Here is a 17,527-nt window from a genome sequence, read left to right on the forward strand (position 1 = left end):
GGTGTTGCGGGTCGTTGAACGCTTGGGTTACAGCGGACGACCGATGCCGTTGCAGACGCTGGTGTTGCCGATGCCTTGCGCGCTGGAAGCGGTAGCGAAGGTGTCGGTGATCGCTTGTTTCCAGTTGCTTGGCAGTGGTACGAAGCGGTTGGCGCTGATGGCAGCGTCGTTGTTATCAACGCTGTCGTAGTGACGCAGGAAGAAGTCTTGCACTTGAGTGGTTTGATTAGCGTCGGCGTAGCACTGGCTGAAGATCACGTTGGTGAAGCCCAGGATCGGGTAGCCGGTAGTTGGGTAAGCAAAGGTGGCTGAGCCGCTCGCGGTGGCAGCAAATACTGGGACCCAGTTGTCTTGGTTGGTGGCGTCGATGAACGTGCCATTAGGGCGGGCTTGGGTTGGAGCAAGGATCTGACCGATAGCGGCCGACACGTTGGCAGGCGCAGGCGAAACACCGGCAACCTTGGCGACTTTGGTGGCGTCATCCAGACCGGCCAAAGTAGTCGCGGCGTAATCCGGGCTCATGTAGGTGATACCACCGTCCGTAGCGTTCAGCGCAGTCATCACGCCTTGGCTGCCGGTCGCGGCCACGGAACCGGCCGGCACGCTATTGGCCACGTTGCCGTAGCTCGACGAGAAGGTGGTGGTGATGGCGAACGTTTTGGCTTCGCTGCACTTGGCGTTCAGGAAGCGGGTGAAGAGTTCAGTGGTACCGCTGGATTCACTGCGGTAAACAACTTTGATCACACCTGTGCGGCCGGAACCGGTGATCTGGTTCCAGTTGGTCAGGCGACCCGAGAACACGCCGCACAGCTGGTTAACGCTCAGGTTAACCGCCGCGGTACCGGCCTTGTTGAACGGAATGGCAACCGACGTGGCAACCGATGGCACCTGGATCAATTTGCCCCAGGCCGCTTGGTGGTCATTTTTGTAAGCCAGCAGCTCGGCCGCCGACAGTTTGGAGTCGCTGCCAGCCCAGTGCACGTTCTTGGTGCCAGTGCCGAACTGGCTATAGTCGTTGTTCAGGAACGCCAACTTACCTTTGCCGCTGCCCACACCGATGTAAGGGGCGAAGCCAGCGGTCAGGACGCCGGCGGTCTGGTACAGCGGCTGTGGCAGAGTCGCGCCACCGCCGTTTACGTCAGCGAATGCAGCCTGTGCCGAGCACAGTGCAGCGAGGGTCATGGATACCGCGAGAACGTTGCGCTTAAACATGAAGAATCTCCTTTCGTCGTGTTTGTACGTTGGGGTAGATGGCTCTTGCATGACGCCATGGCTTCGGTCCCGAGCCGTGTCTCGGGGGTGGCAAGGGGTGAGGCCATGGGTAGGAAATTTCGCAGCTTCCGATGACAGCAAAAGGAAAAAACCTCGGGAGGAAGGGCTTGATTTTTAAAAAGATTCTCGGGTGTTTTGGTCATGATTGTGAGCGGTTTGGCGGCAGGTGACAGCGAGGTTTCAGCGTGGGTTTCGCCAAGGCGGCGCGGGCTGTGGCGCAGGGCCTGGATGTGACGGAATGAGGAACCCGAGGTTGGGAGCCGGCGATATCGGCCTGCCCCAAAACCAGCCTCAGCAGAGTTTCTGATACACCGCATTCTGCTTTACTGGGGCTGCTTCGCAGCCCGACGCGGGGCAAGCCCGCTCACCACAGAGGAACTCACCCGTCTCTGAAAGTTGTGTAAATACCCATGGCTATCAGGGGCAACCCCCCTCCCACATTTCTCAACTGCATGCATTCAGGTAACGAGTTGGTTGATCTCGATGATCGGCAACAGCACCGCCATCACGATCACCAGCACCACCGCGCCCATCACCACGATCATCAGTGGCTCCAGCAACGCGGTCATGCCCATGGCCCGCCGTTCGATATCCCGCGACAAGGTCTGCGCCGCCCGCTCCAGCATCGGTGGCAGCGAGCCGGTTTTTTCGCCACTGGCGATCAGGTGGATCAGCACCGGCGGGAAGACCTTTTCCACCGCCAGTGCCGGGGCCAGGTTGACGCCTTCGCGCACCTTGGCCGTGGCATCGTTGACGCACTGGCTCAGGCGCTCGTTGGACAGGGTTTGCCGCGCCGCTTCCAGGGCCCGCAACAGCGGCACCCCAGCACCGCCGAGAATCGCCAGGGTCGATGCAAAGCGCGCGGTGTTCAGGCCCAGCACAAAACGCCCGATCAGCGGCAGGCGCAGCACGCGGCTGTGCCAGTTCAAGCGCGCCACCGGGTTGCGCAGGTACAGGCGCCAGCCCCAGAACCCACCGAGAATCCCGCCGAAACACAGCCAGCCCCACGCGCGGATAAAGTCGCTGGCGTTGAGCATCGCCAATGTCAGCCCGGGCAGATCCTGACGCGCCTGGGAAAACGCGCTGACCACCTGGGGCACCACGTAGCTGAGCAAAAAAATCACGATACCGATGGACACCAGCCCGACCACACCGGGGTAGATAAACGCGGTGAGGATCTTGCCGCGCAGGTTGTTGCGTTCCTCGATGTAGTCGGCCAGGCGTTCCATCACCTGGGCCAGGTCGCCGGACTCCTCCCCCGCCGCGATCAGTGCGCGGTAGATCGACGGAAAGTCCCGAGGCCGTGCGGCCAACGCATCCGCCAGACGCATGCCGCCGCGTACATCGGCACGCACGGCGGCCAGGGTCTGGGCGATGTGTTTTTTCTCCGCCTGTTCCACCGTGGCGCTTAATGCCGCCTCCAGGGGCAGGCTGGCGCCGAGCAGGCTCGCCAGTTGCCGCGTGGCCCAGGCCAGGTCGTTGTCCGAGAGCTTGGCGCTGAACAGGCTGCTGCCGGCGGCGCTTTGCTGGCCGCCCTCGACCTGCACCAGCAGCGCGGTCAGGCCACGGCTGCGCAACACGGCAAACGCCCCGCTCTGGCTGTCGGCCTCCAGGTGCCCGGCCTCGACTTTGCCGCTGGCATCGGCGGCTTCATAGCGGTAGCGATTCATCAGGCGTCCCGTGTCACGCGCAGGATTTCTTCCGGTGCGGTGGCGCCGCTGCGCACCCAGCGCTCGCCGTCTTCACGCATGCTGAACATCCCCGCACGGCGCGCCGCCACGCGCAGATCCTGCTCGCCGGCGCCCTGGTGGATCAGGCTGCGCACCTCGTCGTCGACGCAAAACAATTCATGGATACCGGTACGTCCGCTGTAGCCGATCTGGTTGCACTGCGCGCAGCCCACCGGGCGCCAGGTGCCGGGCGCGGCCGGGTCTTCCTGTTTGCAATGCGGGCACAGGCGGCGGACCAGGCGTTGCGCCAGAACCCCCAATAACGACGAGGCCAACAGAAATGGTTCGACGCCCATATCGATCAGGCGGTTGACCGCTGACACCGCATCGTTGGTGTGCAATGTAGCGAGTACCAAATGTCCGGTGAGCGAGGCCTGTACCGCGATTTGCGCGGTCTCCAGGTCGCGGATTTCACCGATCATGATGATGTCCGGGTCCTGACGCAGGATCGCCCGCAGTGCCAGGCCGAAGGTCATGTCGATCTTGGCATTGACCTGGATCTGGCTGATGCCCGGCAGGTCGTATTCCACCGGGTCCTCCACGGTGAGGATATTGCTGGTGCTCGCATCCAGCCGCGCCAGCGCGGCGTACAGGCTGGTGGTCTTGCCGCTGCCCGTGGGCCCGGTGACCAGCACAATGCCGTGGGGCTGGCGAATCAAGGTGTCGAGGCGCGCCAGCAACTGCGGCTCCATGCCCAGGGTCTCCAGCTGCAAACGCCCGGCCTGCTTATCGAGCAAGCGCATCACCACGCGCTCGCCATGCCCGGTGGGCACGGTCGACACACGAATATCAATCGGCCGCCCGGCCACGCGCAGGGCGATGCGGCCGTCCTGGGGCAGGCGTTTTTCGGCGATGTCGAGCTGGGCCATGATCTTGATCCGCGACACCAGCGCGCCATGCAGCGCCTTACGCGGCGACACCACATCCCGCAACGTGCCGTCGACGCGGTAGCGCACCACGGAGTGGGTTTCATAGGGCTCGATGTGAATATCACTGGCCTCGTCCCGCGCGGCCTGGGTGAGCAAGGCGTTGATCATGCGGATCACCGGTGCGCCGTCCTGGGTGTCGAGCAGGTCGGTGATCTCGGGCATGTCCTGCATCAGGCGGTCGAGGTCGACCTCGTTCTCTGCCGCGCCCACCACAGCGGCGGCGCTGCCCGTATCGGCATAAGCACTGGCGAGGAGGCCGTCGAGTTCATCGTCGCGTACCTGCTCGAGGTGGGCCTGGCCGAACTGGCGCCGTACTTCGCTGATGGACCAGCCGGGGGTGGAGGGGCAGACGGTCAGCAGCATGCCGTCGTCGCCGGGACGCAGGAGGATGCGTTGGGATTTGGCCCAGGCATAAGGGAGAAGGCTCACAAGACATCTTCCTGACCGAGCGCGGTCCAAATGTGGGAGGGGGCTTGCCCCCGATAGCGGTGGGTCAGTTTGTACATCTGTGGCTGACACACCCTCATCGGGGGCAAGCCCCCTCCCACATTTGGTCCTGCGTACAGCAGGCTCATGGTCGTGCACCTACAGGCACCGCGCGAATGACTGCCCTCGGCCCCTGCTGCTGCCCCCCCGGAATCGCCTTCTCCACCGCCGGCAATTGCGGCGCCTGCACATCCGGCATCGCCCAACTGTGTTCCGGCTGCAACCCACTCTGCGCCCGGCGCATAAACTCATAACGGTTCAGGGTAATGCTGCGCCCCGCGCCACTGTCGCGGATGATGTAAGGCCGCAAAAACACCATCAGGTTGGTCTTGCTCACACTGCGCTTCTCGTTGCGAAACAACGCCCCCAACCCCGGAATATCCGAAAGCCACGGCACCGCGTCATTGCTCTGGCTGTAGCCGTCCTGCAACAGCCCGCCGAGCACCATGATCTGCCCGTCGTCGAGCAGGATGCTGGTATCGATCGCGCGCTTGTTGGTCACCGTGCCCGCCGACACCGACGCCCGTGTGTCCACGGTGCTGACCTCCTGGTAGATATCCAGCTTCACCGTGCCGCCCTCGGAGATCTGCGGGCGTACATTCAGCTTGAGCCCCACCTCTTCGCGCTGCACGGTCTGGAACGGGTTATTGCTGGTACCGCCGCCACCGGTCACATAACTGCCGGTAACGAATGGAATGGTCTGCCCGACGAAAATGCTCGCCGCTTCGTTGTCCAGGGTCAGCAGGTTCGGCGTGGACAGCACGTTGGTGCCGCCCTTGCTCTTCAAGGCACGGGCCAGGACCTTGAGGTCGAGCACCTTGCCGATCCCCGGAATATCCACGGTGCCGTTGACCACGCCGATATTCAGGCCCTTGGGCAGTACGTCGATGCTGGTGGGACTGGCGGGCGTGCCCACGACACCGCTGCCCCCCAGGTTCACCCCGCCGAAGCCCCCTCTGCCCGCCAGGTTGCCGGCCTGCCATTGCACACCGAACTCGGTGGCATCGTCCTCGCCCACTTCCACGATCAGGCTTTCGATCACCACCTGGGCGCGGCGCTGGTCGAGCATGTCGATCACTTCCCGCAGGTTGCGGTACAGCGGGTCCGGCGCGGAGATCAGCAGGGTGTTGGTGGTGGCGTCGGCCTGGATGGTCACGCCGCCGGCGCTGAACGCGGTGTCCTGCTCGTTGGCGGTATTGCCGCTGCCAGTACTGGTGCCGGTGCTGGAGCCGGTGGCTTGCCCATAGCCCGACTGCACGCCACTGCCGGTGGGCGTGCCGCTGCTGTTCTGGGCATTACTCGTGCCCTGGCTGTTATTGCCATTGCCGCCCATGGCGCTGAGCTTGCCACGCCCATCGTCGCTCACCCCGGAATCGCTCTCGCCGGTGAGCAGCCCGCGCAGGGACTGGGCCAGCTTGGCCGCCTGGGCGTTGCGCAGGTACACCACGTGCATATTGCTGGGGTTGCTCTGGGCATTGTCGAGCTTGTAGATGAGGTTGCGCGCCAGCTCCGTACGTTCAGGGCTGCCGGAACGGATGATGATCGAATTGGAGCGCGGGTCACCGACCACGTTGATCTTCTGGGTCTGGTCGGCGCCCTGGGTTTCCAGCAGCTCGGAAACCATGGCGGCGATGTCCACGGCAATGCCGTTCTGAATCTGCACCACATCGGTGTCGATGGCGCTGGGGGTGTCGATGCCGCTGATGATCTGGGCGACCCGCGCGAGGTTTTCCGCATAGTCGGTGATGACGATGCTGTTGTTGCCGGGGTAGGCGTTGATCGGGTTGTTCGGCGACACGATGGGACGCAGCACCGGGATCAGGTTCACCGCATTTTCATATTGCAGACGGAAGGTGCGTGTCTGCATGCCACTGCTGCCGGCACTGTAGATCGGCCCGCCGAGCAACTTGGCATCGGCCTCCGGCACCACCTGGGCCACGCCACCCACATCCACCACACTGAAACCCTGCATGCGCAGCGCCGCCAGCAGCATGTCGTAGGCCTGATGGGCCGGCACCTGGCCTTCGCTGACCAGGGTGAGCTTGCCCTTTACCCGTGGGTCCACCAGGAACTGCTGGCCGGTGGCACGGGACAGCGCGCGCACCACCGCCTGGATATCGGCATCGACAAAGTTGAGCTGCACCGGCTGGTCACCCAGCGGGTTGCGCGCCTTGATCGGCGCCGGGGCCTGGCCACGGACGCTGTTAGTCACCGGGTGCTGGACCCGCGGTTTCGGCGCTTCGTCGCGCTGGCGATCCAGCAGGGTATCGCCGCTGCGACGGGTATCGGCCAGGGGTTGGCCAAGCTCACTGTCCACCAATAACGGCGTGGTTGACGGGCTGCTGCACGCACTCAAGGCCAGCAACAGCAACGGCGCGGCCTTGCGAAAAGGGAGGACTGACCACTTCATGAAGCTTCCTTAGCGCCAGGCGCCTGATCCATGCGAACGGTCCCGGACACAGTGCCGGCCGAGTTATCGACGGCATCCGCAGCACGTTGCAAACGCGCCTCGGACACCTCCAGGGAAAATGAACGGGGATTACCCAGCAGCCAGGCCACCACGGCGTCGGCCGGGGCGTTGTCGAAGGTCAGGCGCCAACCGCCGGCGTCCAGCGCCTGCACCTGGTAATGCCCTTGCAGGCCGGCACTGTCCAGGGCCTGGCGCAACGCGGCTTCGTCGGCCTGGCGCGGCGCGGCGACGTCCTGCAACAGCACCTGCAAGGCTTCGGCCTGGGCGCGCAGCCTGGGGGTTTCGGCCTGCCAGTAGTCGATCTTTTTCAACGCCGGCTGCACCAGCACCAGCCAGGTCAGCAGGCTTGCCAACACCAGCCCGGCGCCGATCAGCAGGCGTTTCTCGCGCAGGGCCAGGCCGCTCCAGAACACCTGGGCCTGGGTGCGCAGGCGCAGCCACCTATTCATCGCCGGCCTCCGGTTTTTCCGTGGCCGGCGCCGGGCCGATGCGCCAGCCCTGCTCATCGCGCGTGGCGGCAAAACCGGCCTGGGCCAACGCGGCCTGCCACTCGCCCTCGGCCGCCGGGTTGCGGCTGTCAGCAAGTAACGCCAGGTGCAAGGTGCCCTGTTCAAAATTGAGGTTGTCGACGCTGCCCACCATAAAGGGCAGGTTGCTGCCTGCCAGTTGCAGCAGGCTGCTGAAGCGTTGGCCCGAATCGGCAGCCGCGCCGCTCTGACGTGCGGCCAACTGTTGACGGGCCTGCTGCAAGGGGTTGAGCACCACGGGTAATTCAGGAAACGCCTGGCGCACCTGTTGGTTCATCAAAGCCTTGAGCCGTTGGCCTTCGTCGACCTGGCGCGCGGCATACAGGTTGAGGCCGACGGTCCAGACGGCAGCGGCCAGCGCCACACAGGCCAGCGCCCTGCCCCATCCGGCGCCGGAGGCTTGACCGAGGCGAGCGTGCAAGCCCCAGCCAGGCACCGTGCCGCTCCAACGCTGCGCCTCTGCCACCAGCGGCACGTCGAGCGCCTGCAACCCCAGCGGGTGCACAGCGCCCTGTTGCAGGCTGTCGCGGGTCAACAGATAGCCGTCGTCCAACGCCGCCGCCCCCACCGGCAACGCATAGGGCGCCGGGTACAGGCCGCGCAGCTTGAGCTGCACCTGGGCCAAGACCTGACCCAGCCGTTCCAGCCCGGCCTTGGGCACCCAGCCCACCTGCACGCGCCCATCGCTTTCGCGCGGGCCGTGGGCCACGTGCATCTGTTCCACCGGCCCGAGGATCAGCGCCTGGGCCGCACACGCCACCGCCGCCTGGTTTTTTGCTGCGGGCAATGGCGGCAGCTCCAGGCTGGTGAGCAGGCTGTCATGCGGGTGCAGAAAGCAGTCCACCGCCTGCCGGCGCTTGCCCAGTTGCGCCAGGCTTTCCTGCCCCTCGGACACCACCACGCCACGCTCGAGCCAGGCAAATTTCACCTGGCTTTCAGCACGGACCTGATCCAGCGGCGGCAAGGCAATGCGCAAGCGTTTCATACGCCCACCCGCGACCAGATCACCTTGGGCTCACGGTCTTCGGGGCGGTGCAGCAACGCGTCGATTGTCACCCGCCGGCGCTCGCGTCGCGCCTGGCCCTGCAGGCGAAACCACTCGCTGGTAATGCCCACTTGCACCGCTTCCAACTCCACCTGGGGCAAGTGCAGACGGTTGACGAAATCCCCACGGTTGATAAACCAATGCCCGTTGTCGCGCTCGGCCACCAGCCCGTGGGCCTGGGACAGGCTGAGCTGCGGCACCACCGCGCTGAGCACTTCGGCGCTGGCGGTGTTGCCGTTGACCCAGGTATTGCCGGGCAGCACGCTGACGTACGCCTGCAGGCGCTGCAACACCTCCGGGGTCAGGCCTTCGAGGCCACTGAGGTCGTCGAGGCTGCGCAGCATCGGGTATTTGGCGGGCAACCCGTTCTGTTCGTAGGAGGCAATCACCCGCTGGCTGATGCGCCGGCTCACGGCCGGGGCCACGCCCAGGGTGCGGCACAAGCGCTCGAAGCTCTGCAATTGCTCGGCGTCGGGCTGCTGGCGGTTAACCAGGTTGCGCAGGTTGAACTTGCCCTGTTCATCGTCGATCCGCCCCTCGAACACGCCGGCCTGGGCCCGCGCCCAAGGTTGGTCAAGGCGGGTCAGCACGTCCTTCTGGCGCGCTTCCCAGAGCATCTGCCGGCTGCGTTCAAGGCCACCGAGCAACAGCCATTGGCCCTGCACGCGCGACTGTTCGGCTTCCAGGCTGCGGGTGAATACGGTCTGGCGCGTGAGCATGCCGCCGGCGATCACCGCCACCACCGCCGCGATCAGCAAGGCACTGATAATCGCCATGCCGCGCTGCTTCGCCGCTGGGGGCGAATACCCTTTCATGGCGCGCCTTACAACTGCCAGGAGCCGATATCGGCATTCACGCCATCGCCATCCGGTTGGCTGTCGGCGCCCAGGGAGAACACATCGACTTCACCGTTGGCGCCCGGATTGAGGTAGTGGTAAGGGTGGCCCCAGGGGTCGTTGGGCAAGCGCTCGAGGTAGGCGCGCCAGTTGCTGTTCTTGGCATCCGCCGGGCGCTCCACCAGCACTTTCAGGCCCTGGTTCATGCTCGGGTAGGTGCCGTGGTCGAGGCGATACAGCTTCAACGCCTGCATCAACCCGCCGATGTCCTGTTTCGCGGCGGTGGCCCGCGCCTGGTCCGGGCGATCGAGGACCTTGGGCACCACCATCGCCGCGAGGATCCCGAGGATGACCACCACCACCATGATCTCGATCAAGGTGAAGCCACGCTGGCCGCGAGGGCCTGGCAATGGGGATGTTAGGCGCGCGATATCCATCTCGACATTCCTTGGCTTGGGTACATTTCGTGGCGCAGTGTTGCAAGAACACATGTCAGTCGTATTGAAAATCCTCGGGAGTTTCGGTCGCCAATCGGTCAACTGCCGGCGCTAGTCTGCGGGCCTGTTTCCCGGCTTTGAGAACGCCATGTACGGCCGTCGCAAGGAGCAAGGTTTTACCCTGATCGAGGTGCTGGTGGCGCTGGCGATTATCGCTGTGGCGATGGCCGCTGCCATCCGCGTGGCCGGGTTGATGACCCAGGGCAATGGCCTGCTGCGGGACAAATCCATGGGGTTGCTGGCGGCGCAGAGTCGCCTGGCGGAGTTGCGCCTGGAGGGGCATTTGCGCGACGGCACAAAGACCTTCAGCTGTGACCAGGGGCGCTTGAAACTGCGGTGCGAGCAGACCATCAGTCGCGATGGCCGTCTGTTTCAAGTCAACGTGCAGGTGCTCGACGCCAGCCGCGAGGCGCCGCCGCTGGCCCGCGTGGAGACACAGGTCAGGGCCGAGTGAGCCGCGGCAAGGCCGGCCCATCGGGCAATTTGTCGAGGTTGACGCGCAGCTTCTCGCCGCCGCGCTCGATCTCGACTCCGTCGCCTTCGATGGCCGTGAGCCGCACGCCAGGGCTGAGGCGCTCGCCCAGCAGGAAACTGCGCGGCGGGCCGTCGTTGAGACTGAGGATCGCCACCGCACCGCGCGCCCCGGCCAGCACCCCAGAGACCTTGACCTGCAACGCCGCCGGCGCATTGGAAAACCATTGCAGCGCCGGGTTATCGCTGCGCGCCGCCAGCACCTGGGGCGCGGCCTGGGGCGTATGGGACTCGGCGGACGTCAGCAGCAGCGGCGTCCAGACCGCCACACCGGCCAATGCCGCCAGCAACGCCACGATCTGCACACCGTGGGCCGGTGAGAAACGCAGGGTGAATGCCATGGGAAGGACCTCCTGTTTGTCCATGGCACCAGCCTACAGGCCAATTCGCACGTTTTTATTTCACAAGCTCACCAGCTTTCGAGGGGCCTACCGATGAAACAGCAAGGCTTCACCCTGATCGAGTTGATGGTGGTGCTGGTGATCATCGGCATCGCCAGCGCCGCCATCAGCCTGACCATCAAGCCCGACCCGCTGCACCTGCTGCGCAAGGACGCCGAGCGCCTGAGCCAACTGCTGCAAGTGGCCCAGGCCGAAGCCCGCGCGGACGGCCGCCCGATCACCTGGCGCGCCGACGCCAAGGGCTTTCGCTTCAACCGCCGCACCGACGATGGCAGCGGCGTCGAAGCGTTCCAGGGCGACACCCAACTGCGCCCGCGCCTGTGGGAAAGCACGCCGATGCACATCAATATCGAACCCCGGCAAACCCTGGTGCTCGACGCCGAATGGATCAACCCACCCGTGCGCATCGTGCTGTCCGACGGCCAACACAGCCTCAGCCTGCAACGCGACACCGCCGGCTTGATGCGCGTAGTGAGCCAGCCATGAAGCGCTCCGAGCAAGGCTTTACCCTGATCGAAGTGATGGTCGCGATCATGCTTATGGCCGTGGTCAGCGTAATCGCCTGGCGCGGCCTGGACAGCGTCACCCGCGCCGACCAGCACCTGCAGGCAAGCAGCGAACGGACCGAAGTGCTGCTGCGCGCCCTCAACCAACTGCAGCGCGACATCAGCCTGCGCGCCAGCGTCGAACTGAACGCCCCGGAGCCCTCAAAGAACAATGCAGAAAAGCTCGATGGACTGGCGGCGATCACCGTGCGCAGTTCCGACAGCAAAGGCTTTCGGCTGGACATCATTCGCAGCGCGCCCGTCGCCGGCGATGGCCTGCAACGGGTGCGCTGGTGGCTCAAGGGCGACAGTTTGTATCGCGCTGCCGCACCCGCGCGGGATCGCTATCCGCTGCCGGCGGCGAAAGATGGGGTGGTGGTGTTGAGCGGGGTCCGTGATTTGCAGGTGCGGGTGTGGGAGGCGGATAAGGGCTGGCGGCAGTTGAGCGGGAATCGGCGTGAGGATCCGTTGGGGTTGGAGATCAGTTTGGTGCGGGAGACGCCGCAGGGGGTGGAGAAGTATCGGCAGGTGGTGGGGCCACTGAGATAGCCGTCCCCCACACGCGCTTCTCATGTAGCTGGCGAGCGCAAGACATTGCAAAGCAGTCGGTCCAAGAAGGCTTAACTATCCCGCTCCAGAATGTAACAAAGGATAATTTTTCTTTATAGTCACCACACCAAAATCAGAAGCACGTTTGAGTTTTTCATCGAGCTGCTTCTGGGTAGCTCTAGTTGATACCTCAGCATCACTTTCATATTTTGCGCGAACTTACTCTCGAGAAGCTAAATTCTTAGCCGCTTGATGCAAAACAATCACAAGATCCTCAAGTTTCAAGTTCAATTTACCTCCCTCAATAGCGGAATAAATTTCTATTTCAATTGATCTTCCTGGCTCATGCGGTACCTCAGCCAACTGACTCGACCCCGCCCAAATTTCGACTACACAATTCTCTCGGTCTGGGGGGCTTGTTATCACAGTTGATAAAAGACTCATGGCTTCGGCGGCTCCAATAACCCAATAAATTTTCCATTCGAATCGTAGCGAAGCCGACGACCATCGGGGGCAATCACATCCATGACCTTCCCAAATCCACCGGCGTCTTTGTGGTCGCCGGGGATCACTCGGGGTCAGACCCCGTTTACCCTCTATTTCGCACGCCAATCTGGGTATTATGACCGAGGACCGACTCGCCACAGGTCTTCGGAAGTGTAGAAGCTGTTTAACCTCCAATCGTGGCTGTGACTTTTGCACCGCTTCAACCCAGTAACAGGACGTTGTTTTTCATTAAATCACACACTAGAAAGCTTCCACAGTATCGCGTAAGGCAGCTCATCATCAACAATATCATGCAAGCGAAAATAATAAACAGCCAATGAACTTTCTAAGCCCTTATGAACAAATGCACCATCAGACATAACACGATAAGAGGCGTACTCCATAAACTTGTCAGAACCAAGAGAGCTAAGGGCATTTTTTATCTGACTATAGGTCTCCCCGCCCCAACTGGAAGCAATTCAGGCGGCGGCCGGCATACGGCCATATCATCATTTTCAACATCCCTGTAGTAGGCTCTTCTAAATGCAGGCTCACTGCAGGCCCAGTAGAGGGATAGCAAACGAAGTTTTTCCTCTCCCTCATCAGAAGACTCGTCAGCTAAAAAATACTGATCGTCTGAAATTTTGTATACACCGTCGTCCATAGCGATAACGCATTGCTCCCGTACATCAACGGCGCCCCCAACTTTTGATTTGCACAGCGATGACCATTCTTTCATCTTAAATACCTCAAGCCTATTGTGGCCATTTGAATATTCGGCCTTCGACCCTGCCAGCCTTAAGCGCACTCTCTGCGGCTGCTTTGGCCGATCCCTCCGGCATATTTTTAACGGAATTTATGATCTCTGACTGCCAGGCCTATAACTTTGAATCTGGCAAGGAAGTCGGATAGTACCGTTATCGACTAATTTCATTTCACCAGACGGCAAGCCGCTCGCAGTTCCTTTTGCACCTAATCAGCAGCTGTAAAAAAATGCTTATCTAGATCAACAGGAGGAAACTGACCAGGTAGAATTTTTGACGAAATATCTCTGCTAAGCAGCTTTAAAATAAACTCAACACAGCCGAAGCTGTAGACTTCCTCTTCCCCCTGATCCGAGCTATGAATAGCAACTTTCCATGAGTCTGGTTCTCCATCAACCAACCAAACAAAAGTTTCTCCATTATCCGTTACCGCCCAAGGAAGAAAAGAGCCTTCCGCAGGGTAATCTGGTCTTGGATAGTCCGATAAAAATTCCTGCCTCATTACAGCGTACGCGCCTATAAAATATTGGCTTTTGTCAAAATTCAAATTTGAGCTTTCTGAAAATGGATCTAACACCCATACGAAATCGTCTACTGCTCCACATCCGTAAATTGATATGAACTGTTTAAAATCAGACGGTAATCGCAGTCCTCCCTCAGATTCAAAGGTCGCCCAAGCCGCATTATCAAAGATTCGCTGAGAGGGTGGTGAAAGGAGAGCAATCAGTTTATTTATCATTCTTACTTAACTCCACTCACGTTCGGAATTGATACATCAAGAGTAAAACCGCCTGCCCCACGAGCAGACAACGTTACACCGGTTGGCATTGGGTTTGTACCTGTATAAATGGGCACAGCACTATAGCTTACTGTTTCACCACTGGTACGGTCGATTGGTTACGAATGGCGCAGCTCGTTTGTAAACAGTCGGTAACGTGCCTCAACAAAAACGTGCTGACTCCATACCCGAGAGAAGTTGCATTGAACTGAGCTAGCAGGATTCCGGAGCAAGCTACTCCAGTCCTCTACAAACTTAGCTTCAACAGCAGTCCGTTGCCCATTAACAATAGTTGTGTACTGCCGCTCCGTATACGGAACATTACCATATACATCTCGAAGAGCCCCCCTCGTAACTTTGTGCCTTATCAATTGCGCGCTTCCCAGTCACGACAACAGGACTGGTTGTCTCTAGAGCCGTTGCTGCGCCTTTTGCACCATCAACTATCTTGCGTCAATATCTTTACAAAACTCTCAAATGCCTGAGAAACAGATTCTTCCTCTTCTGGAGAAAGCAATACATTCATAACCTGCTCATCAAGAGCACAGTCATATATATCAATACCCACCCAACCTTTAGACCAAAATTCGACAGTTCCTAGCTTGTTAAAACCTTCCAGCTCTATCCTTTCAAGGTCACCAAAATCCCCATCAGCAAATGATGAGTACTCTAGAGAAAACCCCTTCAAAAGTGGCTTTACACTTTCATTAAACCAAGAGCCATCCATAAGACTTCTCACTTCTTATCTAAAACTTCAATGTTCTTGACCGTCGGAAGATGCTCGCCGCCCTGCTTATTAAGCAAGAACTGCTGAGACTTACCTTCATCAGGGCCAATCATTTTAAACCAGCCATCTTTCCCGCCCTGAAGCAAGCTGTTAGCTGGAAAATCAAACTCAACATAGACAGAGCCTCTGGGTGCAGCTTCTTTAAAGTCGGAGATGCCATTAGTCGAAATAAAGGTTTGACCTCCAGCGCCTTGCATCACTTTATTTGTATTTTGCATCTGCACCCGCTCATCAGGATGACATCCACCTTCCTACACGAGTCGTGCTGACATCGTTGATTACCTTGGTTTCGCCATGTTTTAACGGAGAACTGACTGTTGCTTTTGCACCGAAAAACCAATCTTATTTTTTTGACTTACTGATTACATAGTGATCAAGATATTCTTTCAGCGGCTTGGCGGTCCTTAAAACATGAAGCTCTCCAGTTTCCTTATCAATCAGGAATGGTCCGTTTCCAGCCAGGTGAGCCGACAGGCTCCCTGTTTCCAAATACTCTTTAGATTGATAGCAAAAAAACCATCCCTCAGAGAACTCGCCCTCATGTGTTAGCTGCAAAGCAATCTCAGAGTCTTTCAAATATTCCTGAGCTCTTTCCAAAGCGTATTCGTAGGTAATCATTAGTTAGTTCTCAGTAGCCGCAATGTCTTAAAATCACTCATATTTGCCGGCTTTCCAGTCTGCCCATCGAGATAGCGAATAGCCCCATTCTGATTAACCACGTTGAATACATGGCTTGGCTGACCTGGACCATAGGAGTCAAACACAATCCCACGTGCGCCGTCCCCGCCACCAATCATGTTCTGGGTGATGGTTTCGGGTGAAGACACACCGCTAAACTTAGCTCCATATTGCTTCTCCAGCACGGTCAACGGAACACCCTTGGTGGAATTTATCGGCAATGCAGATGCTGGATTACCTGCCAGTGTAGCATCAGTAGCAATTGAACAATTAACGCAGTTATGAGTTCGCCCAGCGCCTGGATAACCTGGATTGACATTCCTTATTGAACCGGCAGTTTCGTCCGCAACCCCTGCCGCTTTTTCACCATTAAATCATGTTGAGTTCTCGTAGTTTTTTCTCGTTCACAAACTCCAACTCTCCACTACCCACCTTAGAACTATCTGAGTAAGTGGAATGACCACAGACGTTACACTGGAAAGCAAGCAACCCGTTATATCTACCGATAAAAATTCGCATCCCGTCGGATAGACACCTAGGGCATTTCCTATCGACCTCAACAGTTATCAACTGTTCCAGTGTGTCACGTAGAAATCTCGCAATAGCCTCTGCCTAATTAGCTTGATACCCAAAAATCAATTTCTTCAAATGAGCTATATCGCTAGGTAGAAATGATGAAAAGTCAACCGGGATAAAATTCTCATCAATGTGCGAAAATTCATCAAACCTATAGGTCGAAACGGCTCAACCGGGAAGCATTTGTAGTTCCCCCTAATCCACGAAAGAACCACCACAAAAACCTCCCTTAAAGATGAATTCTCATCCAGCAGCGTCATAGCCAATTGAAGTTCACGCCATACATACACTGGGAGAGATCGCATTAGTTCGCTGCCTTAGCTGGGAAAGCTGTTATCAAACTGCCTGCCTTATCGGTAAAATTTGCTGCGCAATATTTTTCAGATGTCGTTATAGGACGTTTTTACCAAATTATTTTCCCAGTGAAAGGCTCGAGTCGAAATTACTTTCGACGCCCACACTAAATAGATACTCCCTTGACCTTGCGAAATCATTCTTTGCGACGGTAAACGGCCCTATCAACCCCAGACATACTAGGTAGACTTTCACTCCCAACGAAAATTTCCGACCTGCACTTCAGGCTCACCCCTTGATATGCAGTGTATTGACACATGAGATCCTCTATCTCAGAAATATCATCCGCAATATGCTTTTCAAGATAAAACTTAATCAGCCAAACACCACTTTCACGGGATAAAACCACCATTCGGAAATTTGGAGTTATCCCACCCAACAATGCTTGACTAAGCATTAACACCTGAAAATTCCAGCATTCTAATTTAGCACTATCATTCATTTATTATTCCAATTATTAGTGAGAACAAATACTCGAGCTTTTTGTACTTCTCAAGTCATACTAGACTACTGCTGGGCTATTTTTGTGAAAATTGGTCACTCAGGGCCAGCCCCGCGACAAACAACAAATCATGGCTTTGCAATTCACTTCAAAAACTAGTCACCGACAGAATAAATATCAAAAGAACATTCTAAATCCAAATCCGCCAAAGCCCTCATTTACTCCGGCCAGAGGACGGGACTACTATGGCCCAGCGAGGAAAACCAGACACACCTTAATGTAACCTTAACGCCATTCCACTGCTGAATCAGTCTTAACCATTCTCGATGGGGAGTGATTTTTTACCAACCAATCAACATGCTCCCTAATATCTTTTGAAAGAAAATATCCCTCAGTAGATAGAAACCAACCTGATTCTTTCACTCTCCTTGTTACTCCACGACTATTAGCAACACTACTCCCCGCAACATCAATTGGAGTCAGCACAACCGTCATAAGACGAGTGATTTCTTCCAGACTCATACCCCCAGGACATATCATTAATTTTACATAGCATTCGGCACACGCCTTAAACTCTGGCGAAACAAGAGTTATCCTAGACTCTTTATCCATGGTAATTAACGTCTTAGGACCACTTGGGATCAGGCCTCGTCTACCTTTAATGAACGCAATCTTTTTCGAGGAGTATATTAATTTTTCGCCACCTCCTAGAAGTCGACTCCATGCAAACTTTAGAAGAACTGTTCCATCCATGGCTTTTTGACCAACTAATATTCCACAATTACATCTACAGCTTCTCCCTTAATAGCTACTCGCCCCCAGTCACCGGTTAGCTCATAGCCAC

19 protein-coding genes are annotated in these 17,527 nt (G+C 58.2%); 3 read left to right on the plus strand and 16 right to left on the minus strand.

Annotated features, from left to right (window positions below):
* Nucleotides 1–27 precede the first annotated feature (27 nt).
* From BB029_RS15215 to gspG, 8 genes are all read right to left on the minus strand, one after another.
* The gene (locus tag BB029_RS15215; protein ID WP_065939824.1) at nt 28–1,212 is read right to left on the minus strand and encodes a substrate-binding domain-containing protein; all 1,185 of its coding nucleotides are present in this window, start codon (nt 1,210–1,212) and stop codon (nt 28–30) included.
* A gap of 518 nt (nt 1,213–1,730) precedes the next feature.
* Entirely contained in the window at nt 1,731–2,942 is a 1,212-nt protein-coding gene (gene gspF / locus BB029_RS15220; RefSeq protein WP_065939825.1) for a type II secretion system inner membrane protein GspF, read from the minus strand.
* Nucleotides 2,942–4,360 (minus strand): type II secretion system ATPase GspE, encoded by a 1,419-nt coding sequence (gene gspE / locus BB029_RS15225; RefSeq protein ID WP_065939826.1) that lies wholly within the window; start codon nt 4,358–4,360, stop codon nt 2,942–2,944. Before gspE ends, gspF begins: the two co-directional genes overlap by 1 nt.
* Nucleotides 4,361–4,502: 142 nt before the next feature.
* The gene (gene gspD / locus BB029_RS15230; RefSeq protein WP_065939827.1) at nt 4,503–6,827 is read right to left on the minus strand and encodes a type II secretion system secretin GspD; all 2,325 of its coding nucleotides are present in this window, start codon (nt 6,825–6,827) and stop codon (nt 4,503–4,505) included.
* Nucleotides 6,824–7,336 carry a type II secretion system protein GspM gene (gspM, locus tag BB029_RS15235; protein WP_065939828.1) on the minus strand — a complete coding sequence of 171 codons (513 nt, stop codon included), beginning with the start codon at nt 7,334–7,336 and terminating at the stop codon, nt 6,824–6,826. Before gspM ends, gspD begins: the two co-directional genes overlap by 4 nt.
* Nucleotides 7,329–8,399, minus strand: a complete 1,071-nt coding sequence (gene gspL, locus BB029_RS15240) for a type II secretion system protein GspL (RefSeq protein ID WP_065939829.1) — start codon at nt 8,397–8,399, stop codon at nt 7,329–7,331. Before gspL ends, gspM begins: the two co-directional genes overlap by 8 nt.
* Nucleotides 8,396–9,274: a type II secretion system minor pseudopilin GspK gene (gene gspK, locus BB029_RS15245; RefSeq protein ID WP_168166821.1), complete on the minus strand. Its 879-nt coding sequence runs from the start codon at nt 9,272–9,274 to the stop codon at nt 8,396–8,398. The genes gspL and gspK overlap by 4 nt, the downstream gene beginning before the upstream one ends.
* A gap of 8 nt (nt 9,275–9,282) precedes the next feature.
* Nucleotides 9,283–9,732 (minus strand): type II secretion system major pseudopilin GspG, encoded by a 450-nt coding sequence (gene gspG / locus BB029_RS15250; protein WP_065939831.1) that lies wholly within the window; start codon nt 9,730–9,732, stop codon nt 9,283–9,285.
* A 148-nt stretch (nt 9,733–9,880) separates the two neighbouring features.
* Here gspG and gspI point away from each other — a divergent pair, with 148 nt between their 5' ends.
* On the plus strand, nt 9,881–10,246 hold the full coding sequence (gspI, locus tag BB029_RS15255) for a type II secretion system minor pseudopilin GspI (protein ID WP_027607546.1): 366 nt from the start codon (nt 9,881–9,883) through the stop codon (nt 10,244–10,246).
* Here the strand turns inward: gspI and BB029_RS15260 are convergent.
* Nucleotides 10,233–10,664 (minus strand): type II secretion system protein N, encoded by a 432-nt coding sequence (locus BB029_RS15260; RefSeq protein WP_027607547.1) that lies wholly within the window; start codon nt 10,662–10,664, stop codon nt 10,233–10,235. The two genes, gspI and BB029_RS15260, sit on opposite strands and share 14 nt — an antisense overlap.
* 93 nt (nt 10,665–10,757) lie before the next feature.
* Between BB029_RS15260 and gspH the strand changes: the two genes are divergently transcribed.
* Together gspH and BB029_RS15270 are read left to right on the plus strand one after the other, a co-directional pair.
* On the plus strand, nt 10,758–11,210 hold the full coding sequence (gspH, locus tag BB029_RS15265) for a type II secretion system minor pseudopilin GspH (RefSeq protein ID WP_027607548.1): 453 nt from the start codon (nt 10,758–10,760) through the stop codon (nt 11,208–11,210).
* A complete protein-coding gene (locus BB029_RS15270) occupies nt 11,207–11,818 on the plus strand; it encodes a type II secretion system protein GspJ (protein ID WP_065939832.1) in 612 nt (203 codons plus the stop codon). Before gspH ends, BB029_RS15270 begins: the two co-directional genes overlap by 4 nt.
* A 1,458-nt stretch (nt 11,819–13,276) precedes the next feature.
* Here BB029_RS15270 and BB029_RS32220 read toward each other — a convergent pair.
* The 7 genes from BB029_RS32220 to BB029_RS32890 all read right to left on the minus strand — a co-directional run bounded on the left by BB029_RS32220 (nt 13,277) and on the right by BB029_RS32890 (nt 17,436).
* Nucleotides 13,277–13,807, minus strand: coding sequence for an SMI1/KNR4 family protein (locus tag BB029_RS32220; protein ID WP_083236422.1), 531 nt, complete (start codon nt 13,805–13,807; stop codon nt 13,277–13,279).
* A 478-nt stretch (nt 13,808–14,285) separates the two neighbouring features.
* Nucleotides 14,286–14,573 carry a hypothetical protein gene (locus BB029_RS15275; RefSeq protein ID WP_065939833.1) on the minus strand — a complete coding sequence of 96 codons (288 nt, stop codon included), beginning with the start codon at nt 14,571–14,573 and terminating at the stop codon, nt 14,286–14,288.
* An 8-nt stretch (nt 14,574–14,581) separates the two neighbouring features.
* Complete coding sequence (locus tag BB029_RS15280; RefSeq protein WP_065939834.1) at nt 14,582–14,851, minus strand: hypothetical protein; 270 nt, start codon at nt 14,849–14,851, stop codon at nt 14,582–14,584.
* 124 nt (nt 14,852–14,975) lie between these two features.
* On the minus strand, nt 14,976–15,251 hold the full coding sequence (locus BB029_RS15285; protein WP_065939835.1) for a YrhB domain-containing protein: 276 nt from the start codon (nt 15,249–15,251) through the stop codon (nt 14,976–14,978).
* The gene (locus tag BB029_RS32225) at nt 15,251–15,637 is read right to left on the minus strand and encodes a toxin glutamine deamidase domain-containing protein (RefSeq protein ID WP_083236423.1); all 387 of its coding nucleotides are present in this window, start codon (nt 15,635–15,637) and stop codon (nt 15,251–15,253) included. The genes BB029_RS15285 and BB029_RS32225 overlap by 1 nt, the downstream gene beginning before the upstream one ends.
* A 740-nt stretch (nt 15,638–16,377) precedes the next feature.
* Nucleotides 16,378–16,683 (minus strand): hypothetical protein, encoded by a 306-nt coding sequence (locus BB029_RS32235; RefSeq protein ID WP_083236424.1) that lies wholly within the window; start codon nt 16,681–16,683, stop codon nt 16,378–16,380.
* Nucleotides 16,684–16,968: 285 nt separating this feature from the next.
* Nucleotides 16,969–17,436 carry a hypothetical protein gene (locus tag BB029_RS32890; protein ID WP_218188807.1) on the minus strand — a complete coding sequence of 156 codons (468 nt, stop codon included), beginning with the start codon at nt 17,434–17,436 and terminating at the stop codon, nt 16,969–16,971.
* Nucleotides 17,437–17,527: the final 91 nt, after the last annotated feature.

The sequence above is a fragment of the Pseudomonas sp. S3E12 genome (assembly GCF_001702295.1).
GTDB classification, from domain to species: domain Bacteria; phylum Pseudomonadota; class Gammaproteobacteria; order Pseudomonadales; family Pseudomonadaceae; genus Aquipseudomonas; species Aquipseudomonas marginalis.